This is a genomic window from Pantoea ananatis LMG 2665 (assembly GCF_000710035.2).
Lineage (GTDB): Bacteria > Pseudomonadota > Gammaproteobacteria > Enterobacterales > Enterobacteriaceae > Pantoea > Pantoea ananatis.
The window spans coordinates 127,893-145,289 of the sequence record NZ_JMJJ01000006.1; the positions used below are offsets into that span (position 1 = coordinate 127,893).

Sequence of the window (17,397 nt, forward strand, 5' to 3'; positions counted from 1 at the left end):
CAACTGACGCGGAGAGAGAAAATGCAACGGCTTATCGTTTTGATGGTAATCAGTCTTACAGGCTGCTCAGTCGGCCACTATGAATACAGCAGAGAAGCAGAGAAGCGCGTGGATATGACCGTAACAGGCATTCCCACCGTGCTGGGGCTGGGCACGCTGGGCACGACTATTCCCCTTACCCCTGACTACAGCCTCACGGCCGCCCACGTCGCAAAATATTCGCTTTACCGCGTGAAAGCCTGGCATCCTGAGTGCGATCTCGCGGTCGTCTACCACAAGAACAGCGAAGCCAACCTGCCACCGTCCTTCCGTAACAGCCATATTGGCGACAAAGTGAATCTTTACGGCTACAGCTTCATCTCTGCAATGCCCGTGAGCTCTACCGGGAAAAACCTGGTGAACACCACGCTGGCAAATGACTGGAACAAAGCGAACTGCGTTGTCGTGGCCGCCAATGCGGGCGTGGTTAAGGGCATGTCAGGGGGCGCGGTTTATAATGCATCTGACGACACGCTGGCAGGCGTGATTGTGGGTTACAGCCAGCGCATCAACGACAACCAGAGCGGAAAAACGCTGTATAAAGATGTGGCGCTCTATGTGCCCTACTCACGCTTCCAGACCTGGCTGGATAATGCTGTGAAATCTTAAGGCTTTTCGTCCGGCAGTCCGGGATGTGTGCCCATCTGCTGTTGCGGTGGGTTAAGCCACTTGTCTTCGCGCGTGGCTTCGTAGTCGCGGTTTAGCGGATAGGTAATGCGGTTCTCCGCTTTGCTGACCTCGCCGATCACCAGAAAGCGCGCGTCGGCGTCGCTGTTATTGATAAAGGTGTGACAAATGCCGGTACCGGCCGGAAACGCCACGGCCTCTCCCGGTGACAGCGGATACAATTCGCCATTGATCCACGCGTGTGGATAACCTTCCAGCACGAAGATAAACTCCTCTTCCGCACTTTCCGCATGGGGATAAGACATGCGGCGTCCGGGCGGCAACCTTTCATGATGAATGCCCAGCCGGGTTAATCCAGACAGTTTCGCCAGTGGTGTACCAATGGACATCAGCTCATCGCTATCGGAATAATGTTCGTTGTCTTCGCCTTCCAGCGCTTGCCAGTGAAGAATACAGTCAGGACGTGGCTTCATAATGGTGGCTCCAGGTTGAGATGTTCAGCCTGGCAGAGGGGACGGGATTACTCAAGCGGACATGCCGTGGCGGGTTGCAGAGCAGAAATAAAAAAGGCCGGAATCACCCGGCCTTTAACCAGCATCTGATAATTACTTTGAGCCTGGGCGCAACGCCGGGAACAGAATTACGTCGCGGATGGTGTGGCTGTTGGTAAACAGCATGACCATGCGGTCAATACCAATGCCTAAGCCTGCCGTTGGCGGTAAACCATGTTCCAGGGCGGTGACATAATCCTCGTCATAGAACATCGCTTCATCATCGCCCGCATCTTTCGCATTCACCTGCTGCAGGAAACGCTCAGCCTGATCCTGCGCATCGTTAAGCTCAGAGAAACCGTTGCCGATTTCACGTCCGCCAATAAAGAACTCAAAGCGATCGGTGATCTCAGGATTTTCGTCGTTGCGACGGGCCAGCGGCGACACTTCAGCCGGATACTCGGTAATGAAGGTTGGCTGAATCAGATGTGCTTCAGCGGTTTCTTCAAAAATTTCGGTCACTACGCGCCCTAAGCCCCAGCTTTTCTCGACTTTGATGCCAATGGTCTGAGCAATCGCCACCGCTTTGTCGAAATCGTCAAGATCGGCCAGATCGGTTTCCGGACGGTACTTCTTGATCGCTTCACGCATGGTGAGTTTTTCAAACGGCTTACCAAAATCGAATTCCTGCTCACCGTAAGGCACAACCGTGCTGCCCAGGATATCCTGCGCCAGCGTACGGAACAGGCTTTCGGTCAGTTCAATCAGGTCTTTGTAATCCGCATAAGCCATATAGAGTTCCATCATGGTGAACTCTGGGTTGTGACGAGGCGAAATCCCCTCGTTGCGGAAGTTACGGTTGATCTCGAACACGCGATCGAAACCGCCTACCACCAGGCGTTTCAGATACAGCTCTGGCGCAATACGCAGATACATATCGATATCCAGCGCGTTGTGATGCGTGATAAACGGACGCGCTGAAGCGCCGCCCGGGATCACCTGCATCATTGGCGTTTCCACTTCCATAAAATCGCGTCCAACCATGAACTGACGAATGCCGGCCATGATCTGTGAACGGATTTTGAAGGTGTTGCGTGATTCATCGTTGGCGATCAGATCAAGATAGCGCTGACGATAGCGCGTTTCCTGATCGGCCAGACCGTGAAATTTGTCTGGCAGCGGGCGCAGGGCTTTCGTTAACAAGCGCAGCTCTGAGCAGTGAATCGACAATTCGCCGGTTTTGGTTTTGAACAGCTTACCGCGTGCGCCGAGGATATCGCCCAGGTCCCACTTTTTGAATTGCTCGTTGTAGATACCTTCAGCCAGATCGTCACGTGCCACGTACAGCTGAATGCGGCCGCCCACGTCCTGCAGGGTAATGAAAGACGCCTTGCCCATGATACGGCGCGTCATCATACGGCCAGCCACGCTGACCTCAATGCCTAAGTCTTCCAGCTCTTCGTTACTCTTCTCGTCATAGCTGGCATGCAGCCGATCGGAGGTGGTATCACGACGAAAATCGTTAGGAAACGCCACGCCGTTTTCACGCAGCACGCTCAGCTTCTCGCGACGCGTTTTCAGTTCGTTATTTAACTCAAGTGCGACGTCAGCGCTCTGCGGTTGTTGTTCAGACATGTCGGTTCCTTATAGCCCTGCTTTTAAACTTGCTTCAATGAAACGGTCCAGATCGCCATCCAGCACCGCCTGCGTGTTGCGCGTTTCCACGCCGGTACGCAGATCTTTAATACGTGAGTCGTCCAGAACATAAGAACGGATCTGGCTGCCCCAGCCAATGTCAGACTTGTTGTCTTCCAGCATCTGCTTCTCGGCATTTTTTTTCTGCATTTCAAGCTCGTACAGCTTCGCCTTCATCTGCTTCATCGCCTGATCTTTGTTTTTGTGCTGAGAGCGATCGTTTTGACACTGGGTGACCGTACCGGTTGGAACGTGGGTAATACGCACCGCCGATTCCGTACGGTTAACGTGCTGACCACCTGCACCAGAGGCGCGGTACACATCAATACGCAGGTCGGCCGGGTTGATGTCGATATCAATATCGTCATCCACTTCCGGATAGATAAAGGCTGAACTGAAGGAGGTATGGCGGCGACCACCGGAGTCAAATGGACTCTTACGTACCAGACGATGTACGCCGGTTTCGGTGCGGAGCCAGCCAAACGCGTAATCGCCAGACACGCGAATCGTCACCGACTTAATGCCCGCGACTTCACCTTCTGACTCTTCAATAATTTCTGTTTTGAACCCTTTGGCTTCTGCCCAACGCAGATACATACGCATCAGCATGCTGGCCCAGTCCTGCGCTTCTGTTCCACCCGAACCGGCCTGCAGATCGATGTAACAGTCGGCGCTGTCGTACTCGCCAGAGAACATGCGGCGGAACTCTAGCTCGCCGAGCTTGCCTTCCAGCGCGTCCAGCTCGGCGACCGCTTCGTTGAAGGTTTCTTCGTCATCGGCTTCTACCGCCAGATCAAGCAGCCCCTGCACATCTTCCAGCCCCTGGCTCATCTGATCGAACGTATCCACGATGGCTTCCAGGGAGGAGCGTTCTTTGCCCAGTGCCTGAGCGCGTTCAGGCTCGTTCCAGACGTCGGGCTGTTCCAGCTCGGCGTTTACTTCCTCAAGGCGTTCTTTCTTAGCATCGTAGTCAAAGATACCCCCGAAGAACGTCGCTGCGTTCGCTGAGGTCCTGAATACGGTATTTGACCGGGTTGATTTCAAACATGTGTTTAGCGTCTTTTTTACGTTCGATGGAATAAGAAATTTAACCTGCGAGTTTACCCGAAACCGACGGCGGTTTGTAGCGTTGAGAAAATGCGCAGAGGTTAATCTTTCGTTGAGCCAGCTGGACTGGCTCTGCCGACGCGGGCGTGGCAAGGTTAAACTGGCAACGGCGGGAATGTGAGGCCCCGCCGTCACCGCTGGCTAACTGAGCGGCCAGAGATGTTCAATGATCAGCTGGACAGAGCGATTGCCGCGATACTCATTGATATCAAGCCGATAGGCCAGTTCGACCTGGCGCACGCTGCTGTCAGGCCACAACGTGGTATCCACGTTGAACGCGATACCGTCGATCAGCGGTCCGCCTTCCAGAGGTTCAACCATGACCTTCAGGTGACGTTCACCAACGAGGCGCTGCTGCAGTAGCCTGAACCGGCCGTCGAAAGCGGGCTCAGGGAAAGACTGGCCCCATGGGCCGGCATCACGCAGCACTTCCGCCGTCTGAAGAGAAAATTCAGCGGGCTGCAGGGCACCATCCGACCAGATGACGCCCTGCAACGCTTCGCCGGCCAGCCATTCGCCCACCAGGTCCGCAAAACGCTGACGAAACTCGTCGTAGCGGGCTTCTTCCAGCGACAGTCCGGCGGCCATCGCGTGACCACCAAACTTCTGCATCATGCCAGGATGCAACGTATCAAGACGCTCCAGCGCATCGCGCAGATGCAGACCGGCAATCGATCGTCCCGATCCCTTCAGCATGCCATCACCGGCCGGTGCGAAGGCAATAACCGGGCGATGAAAACGCTCTTTCAGACGGGAAGCCAGAATCCCGACCACGCCCTGATGCCACTCAGGATGATAAAAGGCCAGCCCCAGCGGCAAATCGGTTTGCTCGTTCTCCAGCTTTTGGCATAACGCCAGTGCCTCGCTCTGCATCCCCTGCTCAATCTCTTTGCGCATCTGGTTAAGCGCATCCAGTTCGCTGGCTAACATGCGCGACTGGCTGAGATCGTCGGTCAGTAACAGCGCCACGCCGACAGACATATCGTCCAGCCGACCGGCAGCGTTAAGCCGGGGCCCCAGGGCAAAACCCAGGTCGCTGGCGGCCAGCTGTCGGGCATCGCGGTTGGCGATTTCCAGCAGGGCCTTGATGCCCGGACGGCACTTTCCGGCCCGAATACGACTCAGGCCCTGCCACACTAAAATGCGGTTGTTGGCATCCAGCGGCACCACATCTGCCACCGTGCCCAACGCCACCAGATCGAGCAGGTCGGCCAGATTGGGTTCCGACCGCGTGACGCCAAACCAGCCCTGAGTGCGCAAGTGGGCGCGCAGGGCCATCATCAGATAGAAAGCGACGCCCACGCCCGCCAGCGAACGAGAGGGGAAATGACAGTCAGGCAGGTTGGGATTAACGATAGCATCGGCGTCAGGCAGCGTTTCGCCCGGTAAGTGGTGGTCGGTCACCAACACCGCAATGCCGTGCTGATGCGCAAGCGCCACACCCGCATGGGACGAAATGCCGTTATCGACGGTCAGAATCATCTCTGCACCGCGCGCGCGGGCCTGCTCAACCACTTCCGGACTCAGGCCGTAGCCATCTTCGAAACGATTGGGCACCAGGTACTGCACGTTGCTGCATCCCATGCTGCGCAGCGCCAGCACCGTCAGGGCGGTACTGGTGGCACCGTCAGCGTCGAAATCCCCGACGACCATAATGCAGCGGCCATCCAGCAGCGCCTGATGAAGCAGGTTAACGGCCTTGTCTATGCCGCTCAGTGCACTGAAAGGGAGCAGGTTTTTCGCGCCCCTTTCGAGCTCGGCGGCGTTGGTGACGCCACGTTGCAGATAAAGCCGACGCAGGAGCGGCGGTAAATCTGCCGGTAACCCCGGCAGATCGGCTACCGCTTCACGGCGACGTAACTCGACTTCGTGCTTTACCACGCCTTAACCACCACGCTTTTGATTATCCAGTACCTGCTTGAGCTCCTGTGGACTTTGATAGCCGGGGATCATCATGCCACTATCGGTCAGAATCGCCGGCGTGCCCTGGATACCAAACAGTACGCCAAGCTGGTACTGCTTGCCGATATCAATCGTGCAGGAGGCTGGCGCATCCATCTTCGGCACATCGCCTTTCATCGCCTCATCAAAGGCTTTGTTGCGATCGGCGCTGCACCACACGGCCTTCATGGCGCTGGCAACTTTGCCGTTCATGCCTTCACGTGGGAAAGCCAGATAGCGAACGGTGATGCCCAGCGCGTTGTAGTCAGCCATTTGTTCGTGCAGTTTGTGGCAGTAGCCACAGGTGATATCCGTAAACACTGTCACCACGTGCTGCTCTTTGGGCGCTTTATACACGATCATTTCCGGAACCAGCGCCTCAACTTTTTTATCCAGTAGCGCGTTCGTCACGTTGATCGGCTGAGCACCGCTGACATCGTAAAGCGGCCCCTGGATCATGTGTTTACCATCATCGGTAACGTACAGCACGCCGCTTTCGGTGAGCACGGTTTTAAAACCCGGCAGCGGTGCAGGTTGGATCTCAGCCTGGTGCAAACCCAGTTTCTTCAGGGAAAGCTGAATGGCGCTGTCATCAGCGTGGGTCAAACCGGAAAAAGCGCTGGCCAGCAGCGCCAGCATGGCAACATGTTTGTTCATTGTTTTCCTTACTCTCCGCCAGCTATGCGCGCGGATGATGCTGTTGATGTAACAGTCGCAGACGTTCCGTGGCGACATGCGTATAAATCTGCGTCGTTGAGAGGTCGCTGTGCCCCAGTAACATCTGTACGACACGTAGGTCAGCCCCATGGTTCAGCAAATGCGTGGCGAAAGCATGGCGCAACACGTGGGGAGAAAGCTTTTCGCTATCAATGCCCGCCAGCAGGGCGTAATGCTTGATACGATGCCAGAAGGTTTGCCGCGTCATCTGCTGGGCACGGTTACTGGGAAAAAACACGTCCAGCGTCTGCCCATTGAGCAACCACGGCCGCCCGTGCTCCATATAGTATTCCAGCCAGTGAACCGCCTCTTCACCTAATGGCACCAGCCGCTCTTTATTGCCTTTACCGATCACGCGCACCACGCCCTGGCGCAGGCTGACGTCATTCAGGGTCAGTCCCACCAGTTCCGAAACCCGTAAGCCGGTGGCATATAACAATTCCAGCATGGCTTTATCGCGCAGTTCAAGCGGCACGTTGACATCGGGTGCCTGCAGCAGGCGATCCACCTGCGCCTCGCTCAGATCTTTTGGCAACCGCTGGGGCAGCTTGGGCGCGGCCAGCATCGCGCTGGGATCGTCAGTGCGCATCTTTTCGCGGTACAAATACTGAAACAGACGGCGCATGGCGCTGAGCAGGCGTGCAGAGCTGGAGGCTTTATAGCCGCCTTCCAGTCTCTCCGCGAGAAACTGTTGCAGATCGGGCGCGCTCAGGGTTGTCAGCGTTAAACCGTGATGCGCCAGCCAGCCGGTGAGAGTTTGCAGATCCTGCCGATAGGAGGACAGGGTATTTTGCGCCAGATTGCGCTCGATCCACAGCGCATCAAGAAACTGTTCTGTCAGTTCACTATCTTGCACGTTTTCCCCACCGTTCAGTATGAAATCGTGCTCATTATGCCTGATTCAACCCTGCTTCTGATACAATTACGCCAAAGTCAGGATTAACAGAGCACTATCTGCATGAAAATAGGTCTTTTTTACGGTTCCAGTACCTGTTACACCGAAATCGTAGCGGAGAAAATTCGGGATTTTATTGGCGACGAGCTGGTGACGTTGCACAACGTGAAAGATGACGATCCGCGTCTGATGGAAGACTATGATCTGTTGATTTTGGGGATTCCCACCTGGGACTTTGGCGAGCTGCAGGAGGACTGGGAGGCTATCTGGCCCCAGTTGCCGACGCTCAATTTGCGCAACAAGATCGTGGCGCTGTACGGCATGGGCGACCAGATTGGCTACGGTGAGTGGTTTCTGGATGCTTTAGGCATGCTACATGAACTGCTCCAGCCGATGGGGGTGCAGTTTGTGGGCTACTGGCCGCTGGACGGCTATGACTTTACCAGCCCCAAACCGCTGAGTGCCGACGGCAAGCAATTTGTCGGACTGGCGCTGGATGACGTCAATCAGTTTGAAGCCACGGATGAGCGCGTTGAGCAGTGGTGCGAGCAGATTCTGACGGAAACCGCCGAGCGGCTTTAAGCCGCGCGCTAAAACGCAATCCTGAAATCCTGGCAAAGGACGCGCCGTCGATACGCCTGTATTTGGAAAGCCTGACCTGGAAAAGCGTGTTCTGAAATCGGCACGCTTTCTCGTGATGCGCTGTTCAGGGCACGCTATTTAGCGTCTTGCGGTTTCGCTGAAACAGCATGACCGCAAGGCGCGCCACGCCTCTGGCTGCATGTTGTCCTGCATCAGCCAGAGCCGTAAGATCTTGCCCTTGCGGTTTCGTGCGACCAGCAACACCGCGCCAGGCAACCAGTACAACGGCTGCTGCGTTTGCCAGTCTTCTCCCTGCCAGTGCCACTCACGATTGCTGTCGCGCCGTAACCGTCCATGCCGTTGACGCAAGCGGCGATCCTGTTTCCATCCTTCCCACAGCACCACCACGACCAGCCCGGGCTTTATCATCCACTCTGCCGCAGGCAGTTCCATAATGCCAACGCCTGCTATCGTTACTGACAGCATCAGTGCGAGGATCAGGCGTGCGCGCAAAGAGGGATGAAGTTTACATTGCCACCGGACCGCGTTCACGATTACGCTGCTGAATCAGATTCACCATGCGTTTCAGCTCGGGATCGACAGGCTCACCGTGGTTCATCATCCAGTTGAAAAGATCGGGATCGTCACTTTTCAGCAGTGCGATAAACACCTGCTTATCGGTATCATTTAACGTGTCATATTCGTACTTAAAGAACGGCATAATAGCGACATCCAGTTCCAGCATGCCACGACGGCAGGCCCATTGAACGCGCGATTTATTATGAATATCCATGCATTCGTTTCCACATTTCACATCGTGGCAGCTAGTGTACCCTGGATTACTGCTGGCTGCAGGTTCACAAACCGACCCTGTGCAACGCGCCGCAGACTCAGGCTTTTTTTACACATCGGCACGCGTTTTGTGCGCCCTCTTTAGTAAACAGGTTGCATTGCCAGTGTGCTCTTTTACCATTGAAGACATTGTTTCGGATGAACCTTCAGACTCAGGATTTATCGATGCCAACATTTACGCTTCCCCCACGCCAACCTGCGGCCTCATCACGTCTGCCGCTCACGTTAATGTCTCTGGATGCCTGGGCACTGGTTGCCGTGGTCGGCCCTGACAGCACGTCCTATTTACAAGGCCAGTTGACCCTGGATGTGGCGGCACTGGATGCCTCTCATCACCTGCCTGCCGCCCACTGTGACGCCAAGGGCAAGATGTGGAGCAACCTGCGCCTGTTTCATCGCGCTGAGGGTTATGCCTATTTGGTGCGTCGTGAGTTGCGGGACACTCAGTTGCCGGAGTTAAAAAAATACGCCGTATTTTCTAAAGTTACCCTGACCGCGGATGACGATGTCGCACTGCTGGGCGTGGCGGGTTTCCAGGCCCGCGCGGCGCTGGCCAATGTTTTTGACACGCTGCCTGACAGCACCACCCCGGTGGTACAGCAGGGCGACACCACGCTGCTGTGGTTTGCCCATCCAGCAGAACGCTTTCTGCTGGTCACGTCGCCCGCCCAGGCCGATGCCCTGAAGCAGACGCTGGCAGACGATGCGCAGTTCAATGACAGCACCCAGTGGCTGGCCCTGGACATCGAAGCCGGAATTCCGGTTATTGGCGCAGCCACCAGCGCGCAGTTTATTCCCCAGGCCGCAAACATGCAGGCGCTGGACGCGATTAGCTTTAAAAAGGGCTGCTATACCGGCCAGGAGATGGTGGCCAGAGCCAAATACCGGGGCGCGAATAAACGGGCGCTCTACTGGCTGTCAGGACAAGCCAGCCACCTGCCCGCCGCCAACGATTCCCTGGAGCTGCAGATGGGCGAGCGCTGGCGTCGCACGGGCACCGTTCTTGCTGCGGTGCAACTGGACGACGGCGTCATCTGGGTGCAGGTGGTCATGAACAACGATCTGGAGCCGGACAGCGTATTACGGGTTGAAGGCGATGAAGGCGGTAAGCTGATGATTCAGCCCTTGCCTTACTCGCTGGAAGAAAGCTGAGTTCAGGGGCGGGACCACGTCCCGCCCTGTGACGTTACATAACGTAGAAGTAGATGGCGCAGAAATGGCAAACACAACCGCCTAAAACAAACGCGTGCCATATAGCATGGTTAAACGGCACCCGACGCGCGACGTAAAAAATCACGCCCAGGGAATAGATAATGCCCCCCGACGCCAGCAGCCAGATGCCCCCCGCCGACAGTTTCATCGCCAGCTGATAGACCACAATCAGCGACAACCATCCCATGCAGAGATAGGTCACCAGCGACAGTGCCTTAAAGCGTTCGGCAATCGTCAGCTTAAAAATAATGCCCAACAGTGCCAGGCCCCATATTACCGCCATCAGCCCATAGGCGAGAGGCGACTGCAGACCAACCATCAGAAACGGCGTGTAGGTGCCAGCAATTAACAGGTAGATTGCGCAGTGATCCACTTTTTTCAGTACGCGCTTCGCACGTGGGTGGCTGACGGCGTGGTAAAGCGTTGAGGCCAGAAACAGCAGAATCATACTGCCGCCATAGAGGCTGGAGCTGACAATGGCGGTCAGCCCGGCATTCATGACCGATGCCTTATCGAGCAGCAGCATTAACCCTACAATGCCGAACAGACAACCCAGTCCATGACTAATACTGTTGGCAATTTCCTCTGCCAATGGATAACCCTGCGTCGGCAAACTTTTGTGACTCATAACATTCCTGCCTGAAAGTGATAACAACTGCAGATTTATCGTCCAACAGATTACCCAGAAAAACTTTCAGTGTACAAGTGTAAGCTTAAAATAATTATTGCGGTCACCTCCCCTTCGAATTCTGTTAAAATGCGGGCCAGTTAATTGCCGGGTGAGCTTTTCCATGTTCTCGCATCACGATCTTGCTACCCTGAACGATCTTGAAATGCAGGTTTATCAGTACATTATCAAACATCGTGACAGCGTCAGTTACATGACCATTCGCGAGCTGGCTGAACAGGCTGCGGTATCGACCACGACGGTATTACGCTTCTGTCGCAAGATGCAGTGTGAAGGATGGTCAGAATTCCGTATCCGACTGCGTCTGGCCAGGGAACAAACCGCGCCTGCGCTGCCTGTCTCCGGCATCGCAGATATGCTGAGTTTTTTTAAAAGCATCAATAATGATGAGTTTGAGCAGGTCATCCATCGGGCTGTGGGGATGATTAATCAGGCTGAGCGGGTGTTTTTTATTGGTGTCGGCACATCGGGCAGCCTGGGGAAATACGGGGCACGTTTTTTTTCGAACGTAGGCAAATTCAGCCACGCGATCGACGATCCCTATTATCCGATCAGTCCGAGTTTATATGAAAATGCCCTGGCCATTATTCTTTCTGTCTCCGGTGAAACGGAAGAGGTGCTGCGCATCGCCAGTCAGTTCAACCTGAATCAGTGTAAAATCATCGCCATTACGAATAGTGAAACCTGCTCGCTGGCCAAAATGAGCGACTTTACGGTGTCCTATCATGTACCGGTGATACGCATGCCCGACCAGAGCGATATTACGACCCAGGTGCCTGTCATGTATATTATCGAGTCACTGGGTCGGCAACTGAGTAAATAAAACAAAGCGTTTTTTAGCTGTAACAAATCCCTTTTTCGCGGTGGTGTTATAGCGTGACATTATTAAGTGCTTTGCTACACTCACCCCAATTTAATCTTCAGGGGAGAGTGCATAATGAGCTTACCAAAAACGTTTCTGTGGGGCGGCGCGGTCGCGGCTCATCAGGTAGAGGGCGGCTGGGATCAGGGCGGTAAGGGCATCAGTATTGCTGATGTACTGACCGGCGGCGCTCATGGCGTGGACCGCGTCATCACCGACGGCGTCCAGCCAGGAAAATTCTATCCAAATCATCAGGCTGTTGAATTTTATTCTCATTACAAACAGGATATCGCGCTGTTTGCTGAGATGGGATTTAAATGCTTCCGTACCTCAATTGCCTGGACCCGTATTTTCCCTAACGGCGATGAACCGCAACCCAATGAAGCCGGCCTGCAATTCTATGACGACCTGTTTGATGAATTGCTTAAATACGGTATTGAGCCGGTTATTACTCTCTCCCATTTTGAAATGCCCTATCACCTGGTAAAAGAATACGGTGGCTGGCACAATCGTAAGGTTGTCGATTTCTTTGTGCGCTTTAGTGAAGTTGTGCTGAAGCGTTATAAGAATAAAGTGAAATACTGGATGACCTTTAACGAAATTAACAACCAGCGTAACTGGCAATATCCGCTGTTTGGTTACTGCTGCTCAGGCGTTATTTTCACGGAACATGAAAAACCTGAACAGGCGATGTATCAGGTCATGCATCACCAGTTTGTTGCCAGCGCCAAAGTCGTGAAGCTGGGCCACGAGATCAACCCGGAGTTTAAGATTGGCTGCATGATCGCCATGGTGCCGGTTTACCCCTTCTCCTGCCATCCGGATGACGTCATGCTCGCTCAGGAAGCGATGCATCAACGCTATGTCTTTAGCGACGTGCAGATGCGCGGTTACTACCCGGCTTACGCCCTGAAAGAGTGGGCGCGCAAAGGCTATCATATCGACATGGAGCCTGAAGACGCTGAAACCCTGCGCAATGGATGTGCCGATTATGTGGGCTTCAGTTATTACATGAGTACAGCCGTTCAGACCCGCGCCAGTGGCGTTGATGATCCTATTACCGGCTTCGAAGGCACGGTTAAAAATCCGCACGTTAAAGCCTCAGACTGGGGCTGGCAGATCGATCCTGTTGGTCTGCGGTATGTTCTTAATGATGTGTATGAACGCTATCAGAAACCCCTGTTTATTGTTGAAAACGGTTTTGGCGCCATCGATAAACCGAATGCGCAGGGCGTGATAGAGGATGATTACCGCATTGATTATCTGGCCGCGCATATTGAAGAGATGAAAAAAGCCGTCATTCATGACGGGGTGGATCTCATGGGGTACACGCCCTGGGGCTGTATCGACTGCGTGTCTTTCACTACCGGTCAGTACAACAAGCGTTACGGTTTTATTCACGTGAATAAAAACGATGACGGCAGCGGAGACTTCTCGCGCTCCAGGAAAAAGAGTTTTGCCTGGTATCAACAGGTCATCGCCAGCAATGGTGAAAAGCTGTAAGTCGTTTGCCGCAGCGCCCTGCTGCGGCATCATTCTAGCGCCCGCCGGCAGCATCGATAATGCTGCCCGTAATGTAAGAAGCGGCATCGCTGGCTAACCAGACAACGGCTTCTGCGATTTCTTCGGCATAGCCGCCACGCCCCATTGGTATGCCGCTGGCCAGCCTGTCTACCCTGCCGGGTTCTCCGCCGTCAGCATGCATCTCGGTGTAAATCATCCCCGGACGTACGCCATTGACCCGAATTCCCTGCTGGGCCACTTCCAGCGACAGGCCTTTGGTCATGGTGTCCATTGCGCCTTTCGATGCCGCATAGTCGACATATTCGTTTGGCGACCCCGTGCGGGCAGCTGCAGAGGAGACATTGACGATGCTGCCGCCCTGACCGCCATGATGCGTGCCCATGCGCCGGACGGCTTCACGACAGCAAAGAAATGTGCCAAGCACATTCGTGGCAAAAACCTGCTGAATACGTGAGGCATCCAGCTGCTCAAGGCGACATTGTTGGAACAGAATGCCGGCGTTATTCACCAGCAGCGTGAGCGGCAGATCTTCCTGATCCAGCCGTTGAAACAGCGACATCACCTGTGTTTCATCGCTGATATCGGCCTGAACGCTAAAGGCCTCACCGCCGTTACGTACAATCTCATCTACAACCTGATGGGCTTCACTGGCACGTGAACGGAAATTGACCGCCACCCGGTAGCCTCGGGATGCCAGTAAGAGGGACGTCGCGCGACCAATGCCGCGACTGCCGCCGGTAACGAGTGCGAGCTGCATACAAACCTCCATAAAAAAAGGGCCGAAAATCGGCCCTCATAACTTAACGCGTTAAGCTGACTTACGCATAATCGCTCATCGGGACACACGAACAGAACAGGTTACGATCGCCAAAGACATCGTCCAGGCGCTTCACCGTTGGCCAGTATTTATTGTGGCTGCCTGCAGGGAACACGGCCAGTTCACGGCTGTAGGAATGAGACCATTCTCCGATGACTTCCATTTGTGTATGAGGCGCGTTAACCAGCGGGTTATCCTCAAGTGACCACTCACCCGTTTCCACCCGGCCGATTTCCACGCGAATCGCCAGCATGGCATCAATAAAGCGGTCCAGTTCAATTTTGCCTTCTGATTCTGTCGGTTCGACCATGAGTGTTCCGGCGACCGGGAACGACATGGTGGGCGCATGGAAACCGTAGTCGATGAGGCGTTTCGCGATATCCAGTTCACTGATACCGGTTTGCTCTTTTAACGGACGAATATCAAGAATACATTCATGCGCTACGCGGCCGTCGCGCCCTGCATACAGGATGGGATAGGCCGATTTTAGCCGGCTGGCAATATAGTTAGCGTTAAGGATCGCGACCGAACTGGCCTGCTTCAGCCCTTCTGCCCCCATCATACGGATATACATCCAGCTGATAGGCAAAATAGACGCGCTGCCAAATGGCGCAGCGGAAACTGCGCCCTGCTGCGTCAGCATGCCGTCAATTTGTACAACGCTGTGGCCCGGCACAAACGGCGCCAGATGGGCTTTCACGCCGATCGGTCCCATTCCCGGCCCACCTCCGCCGTGCGGGATGCAGAAGGTTTTATGCAGGTTAAGGTGCGAAACGTCTGCGCCGATGTAGCCCGGCGTGGTAATGCCTACCTGCGCGTTCATGTTGGCGCCATCAAGATAAACCTGGCCGCCGAACTGATGCACAATCTGGCACACCTCGCGAATAGTTTCCTCGTAAACGCCGTGGGTGGACGGATAGGTCACCATAATGCATGACAGCTTATCGCCAGCCTGAGCCGCTTTTTCACGCAGGTCGCCCAGATCGATGTTGCCCTGCTTGTCACAGGAGACCACCACGACATCCATGCCCGCCATCTGAGCCGAAGCCGGATTAGTACCGTGCGCCGAGCTGGGGATCAGGCAGAGATGCCGTTCACCCTCACCGCGGCTTTCGTGATAACGACGAATCGCTAACAGACCGGCATATTCACCCTGCGCACCCGAGTTAGGCTGCATGCAGAGTGCATCGTAACCAGTCAGTTGAACCAGCCACTGTGAAAGCTGCCCAATCATTTGCAGGTAGCCGCCAGCCTGTTCAGCCGGGCAGAACGGGTGCAGTTCGGCAAATTCAGGCCAGGTGATGGGGATCATCTCGGCGGCGGCATTGAGTTTCATGGTGCAGGAACCCAACGGAATCATGGCCTGATTCAGCGCCAGATCTTTTTTCTCCAGGCTGTGCATATAGCGCATCATCTCAGTTTCGCTGTGATGACGGTTAAACACCGGATGCGTCAGAATCTCGCTTTCACGCTGCTGCGCGGCCGGAATGGACGGGTTGTCGGCCGTAACCAGGCTGTCGAGCCGATCGATATCCTGACCGTGCTCATCCCCCAGCAAAATAGCGAACAGCGTAGCAATGTCTTCACGGCGCGTGGTTTCATCCAGCGTGATACCGACGGCATTGAGAATGTCGCTACGCAGGTTCACACCGAAGCTCAGCGCACGGTTGAGTACGCCCGCTTTATCCGCAACCTCTACCGTTAGTGTGTCAAACCAATGGCTATGACGCAGTTTAAGCCCGCCACGCTGCAGTCCGGCAGCCAGAATATCGGTAAAGCGGTGGATACGCGACGCAATACGTTTCAGCCCGACCGGCCCGTGGAACACGGCATACAGCCCGGCGATATTGGCCAGCAGCACCTGAGAAGTACAGATATTGGAGTTCGCTTTTTCGCGACGGATATGCTGCTCACGGGTTTGCATCGCCATGCGCAAGGCGGTGTTGCCTGCGGCATCGCGGGAAACGCCGATAATGCGGCCAGGCATTGAACGCTTATGTTCGTCGCGGCTGGCGAAGAAGGCAGCATGCGGGCCTCCATAACCCATTGGCACACCAAAGCGTTGGGCCGAACCGAACACGATATCCGCGCCTTGTTTGCCCGGAGATGTCAGCAGCACCAGCGCCATAAAGTCGGCAGCGACGCTGACAACCACCTTGCGTGCTTTCAGCTCGCTAATCAGGTGGGTGTAGTCGTGTACTTCTCCCGTGGTGCCCACCTGCTGTAGCAGCACACCAAACAGGTTTTCGTGATCCAGTGCTTTGGCCGGGTTGTCGATAATCAGTTCAAAGCCAAAGGTTTCGGCACGGGTACGCACGACGTCCAGCGTTTGCGGATGAATATCGTCAGCGATAAAGAACCGGGTCGCGTTTTTCAGTTTGCTGATGCGTTTTGACATCGCCATTGCTTCTGCGGCGGCGGTCGCTTCATCCAGCAGAGAAGCGGAGGCAATGTCCATGCCGGTCAAATCGATCGTAACCTGCTGGAAGTTAAGCAGGGCTTCAAGCCGTCCCTGCGACACTTCTGGCTGATACGGCGTATACGCCGTGTACCAGCCGGGGTTCTCCAGCATATTTCGCAAAATCACCGGCGGCGTAATCACCGCGCTGTATCCCATGCCGATCCAGGATTTATAAAGCAGGTTTTGCCCGGCAATGGCCTTCAACTCAGCCAGCGCCTGTTGTTCAGTTGCGGCATCGCCCACCGCTGGCGGGCCTGGCAACTGAATATCGGCGGGAACGATAGAACCAATCAACGACGCCAGAGAGCTGGCACCGATCGCCTCCAGCATGACGGCCTGTTGTTCTGGCGACGGACCAATATGGCGCTCAATGAAGGCACCGTTGTGTTCAAGCTGGCTGAGAGTCTGAGTCATGAGCTGTAAATCCTGAATCGGGCTGGGGAACAGAGAATGCAAGTCAGATATCTGCGGCCTCAGTTTGAGGCCGCACGACGATTACTCGTCAATGGAGGCTTTATAAGCATCCGCATCCAGCAGCGAGTCGATTTCTGACTCATCGCTGGCCTTAATCTGGAATAACCAGCCGCCGTCATAAGGCTCGCTGTTAACCTGTTCAGGGGAATCGTTAAGGGCGTCGTTGACGGCAACGATTTCACCGCTGATGGGCGCGTAAATGTCTGAAGCGGCTTTGACCGATTCCGCAACTGCGCACTCTTCTCCGGCAGAGAAAGTGGCACCGACCTCAGGCAGGTCAACAAACACCATATCGCCCAGCAACTCCTGCGCATGTTCGGTGATACCAACGGTATAGGTACCGTCCGCGTTTTTGCGCAGCCATTCGTGACTGTCGCGGTACTTCAACTCCACTGGCACATTGCTCATCGCCC

General features: G+C 55.0%; 17 protein-coding genes. 5 read left to right on the top strand and 12 right to left on the bottom strand.

All coding sequences use genetic code 11. The annotated features are described in order from the left end of the window. The first annotated feature begins 21 nt into the window (after nt 1-21). Nucleotides 22-648 (top strand): hypothetical protein, encoded by a 627-nt coding sequence (locus tag EL29_RS14090; RefSeq protein ID WP_028715750.1) that lies wholly within the window; start codon nt 22-24, stop codon nt 646-648. Here the strand turns inward: EL29_RS14090 and EL29_RS14095 are convergent. The 6 genes from EL29_RS14095 to xerD form a co-directional block, all read right to left on the bottom strand. After that, the gene (locus tag EL29_RS14095) at nt 645-1,139 is read right to left on the bottom strand and encodes a cupin domain-containing protein (RefSeq protein ID WP_014594486.1); all 495 of its coding nucleotides are present in this window, start codon (nt 1,137-1,139) and stop codon (nt 645-647) included. The genes EL29_RS14090 and EL29_RS14095 overlap by 4 nt on opposite strands. A gap of 132 nt (nt 1,140-1,271) precedes the next feature. Next, complete coding sequence (lysS, locus tag EL29_RS14100) at nt 1,272-2,792, bottom strand: lysine--tRNA ligase (protein WP_013026998.1); 1,521 nt, start codon at nt 2,790-2,792, stop codon at nt 1,272-1,274. 9 nt (nt 2,793-2,801) lie between these two features. Further along, nucleotides 2,802-3,900 (bottom strand): peptide chain release factor 2 gene (gene prfB / locus EL29_RS14105; protein ID WP_104933680.1). Its coding sequence is split into 2 segments (ribosomal slippage): nt 2,802-3,824 and nt 3,826-3,900, totalling 1,098 coding nucleotides; the frame shifts between segments, so codons are not numbered across the junction. A 200-nt stretch (nt 3,901-4,100) separates the two neighbouring features. Next, the gene (recJ, locus tag EL29_RS14110) at nt 4,101-5,840 is read right to left on the bottom strand and encodes a single-stranded-DNA-specific exonuclease RecJ (RefSeq protein ID WP_028715751.1); all 1,740 of its coding nucleotides are present in this window, start codon (nt 5,838-5,840) and stop codon (nt 4,101-4,103) included. 3 nt (nt 5,841-5,843) lie between these two features. Next, nucleotides 5,844-6,557, bottom strand: a complete 714-nt coding sequence (dsbC, locus tag EL29_RS14115; RefSeq protein ID WP_028715752.1) for a bifunctional protein-disulfide isomerase/oxidoreductase DsbC — start codon at nt 6,555-6,557, stop codon at nt 5,844-5,846. 22 nt (nt 6,558-6,579) lie between these two features. Beyond that, on the bottom strand, nt 6,580-7,473 hold the full coding sequence (gene xerD / locus EL29_RS14120) for a site-specific tyrosine recombinase XerD (protein WP_015699600.1): 894 nt from the start codon (nt 7,471-7,473) through the stop codon (nt 6,580-6,582). Between the two features lie 102 nt (nt 7,474-7,575). On the opposite strand from xerD, the gene fldB reads away from it, so the two are divergent. Further along, on the top strand, nt 7,576-8,094 hold the full coding sequence (gene fldB, locus EL29_RS14125) for a flavodoxin FldB (RefSeq protein WP_013027050.1): 519 nt from the start codon (nt 7,576-7,578) through the stop codon (nt 8,092-8,094). A 138-nt stretch (nt 8,095-8,232) separates the two neighbouring features. Here the strand turns inward: fldB and EL29_RS14130 are convergent, their stop codons facing one another. Beyond that, complete coding sequence (locus tag EL29_RS14130) at nt 8,233-8,646, bottom strand: protein YgfX (protein WP_013027051.1); 414 nt, start codon at nt 8,644-8,646, stop codon at nt 8,233-8,235. Further along, nucleotides 8,621-8,887: an FAD assembly factor SdhE gene (sdhE, locus tag EL29_RS14135; RefSeq protein ID WP_028715753.1), complete on the bottom strand. Its 267-nt coding sequence runs from the start codon at nt 8,885-8,887 to the stop codon at nt 8,621-8,623. The genes EL29_RS14130 and sdhE overlap by 26 nt, the downstream gene beginning before the upstream one ends. Before the next feature lie 224 nt (nt 8,888-9,111). Between sdhE and ygfZ the strand changes: the two genes are divergently transcribed. Beyond that, nucleotides 9,112-10,098, top strand: a complete 987-nt coding sequence (gene ygfZ / locus EL29_RS14140; protein ID WP_028715754.1) for a tRNA-modifying protein YgfZ — start codon at nt 9,112-9,114, stop codon at nt 10,096-10,098. A gap of 34 nt (nt 10,099-10,132) precedes the next feature. Here the strand turns inward: ygfZ and trhA are convergent, their stop codons facing one another. Continuing rightward, entirely contained in the window at nt 10,133-10,786 is a 654-nt protein-coding gene (trhA, locus tag EL29_RS14145; protein WP_028715755.1) for a PAQR family membrane homeostasis protein TrhA, read from the bottom strand. A 163-nt stretch (nt 10,787-10,949) separates the two neighbouring features. Here trhA and EL29_RS14150 point away from each other — a divergent pair, with 163 nt between their 5' ends. Together EL29_RS14150 and EL29_RS14155 are read left to right on the top strand one after the other, a co-directional pair. After that, nucleotides 10,950-11,669 carry a MurR/RpiR family transcriptional regulator gene (locus EL29_RS14150; RefSeq protein ID WP_028715756.1) on the top strand — a complete coding sequence of 240 codons (720 nt, stop codon included), beginning with the start codon at nt 10,950-10,952 and terminating at the stop codon, nt 11,667-11,669. A 114-nt stretch (nt 11,670-11,783) separates the two neighbouring features. Further along, nucleotides 11,784-13,211 carry a 6-phospho-beta-glucosidase gene (locus tag EL29_RS14155; RefSeq protein ID WP_014594496.1) on the top strand — a complete coding sequence of 476 codons (1,428 nt, stop codon included), beginning with the start codon at nt 11,784-11,786 and terminating at the stop codon, nt 13,209-13,211. A 34-nt stretch (nt 13,212-13,245) separates the two neighbouring features. Here EL29_RS14155 and EL29_RS14160 read toward each other — a convergent pair whose 3' ends face one another. The 3 genes from EL29_RS14160 to gcvH form a co-directional block, all read right to left on the bottom strand. Continuing rightward, nucleotides 13,246-13,989 (bottom strand): SDR family oxidoreductase, encoded by a 744-nt coding sequence (locus EL29_RS14160; RefSeq protein ID WP_028715757.1) that lies wholly within the window; start codon nt 13,987-13,989, stop codon nt 13,246-13,248. A 61-nt stretch (nt 13,990-14,050) separates the two neighbouring features. Beyond that, nucleotides 14,051-16,924, bottom strand: coding sequence for an aminomethyl-transferring glycine dehydrogenase (gene gcvP, locus EL29_RS14165; RefSeq protein WP_028715758.1), 2,874 nt, complete (start codon nt 16,922-16,924; stop codon nt 14,051-14,053). Nucleotides 16,925-17,005: 81 nt separating this feature from the next. Further along, nucleotides 17,006-17,392 carry a glycine cleavage system protein GcvH gene (gene gcvH, locus EL29_RS14170; RefSeq protein ID WP_014594498.1) on the bottom strand — a complete coding sequence of 129 codons (387 nt, stop codon included), beginning with the start codon at nt 17,390-17,392 and terminating at the stop codon, nt 17,006-17,008. Between the last annotated feature and the right edge of the window lie 5 nt (nt 17,393-17,397).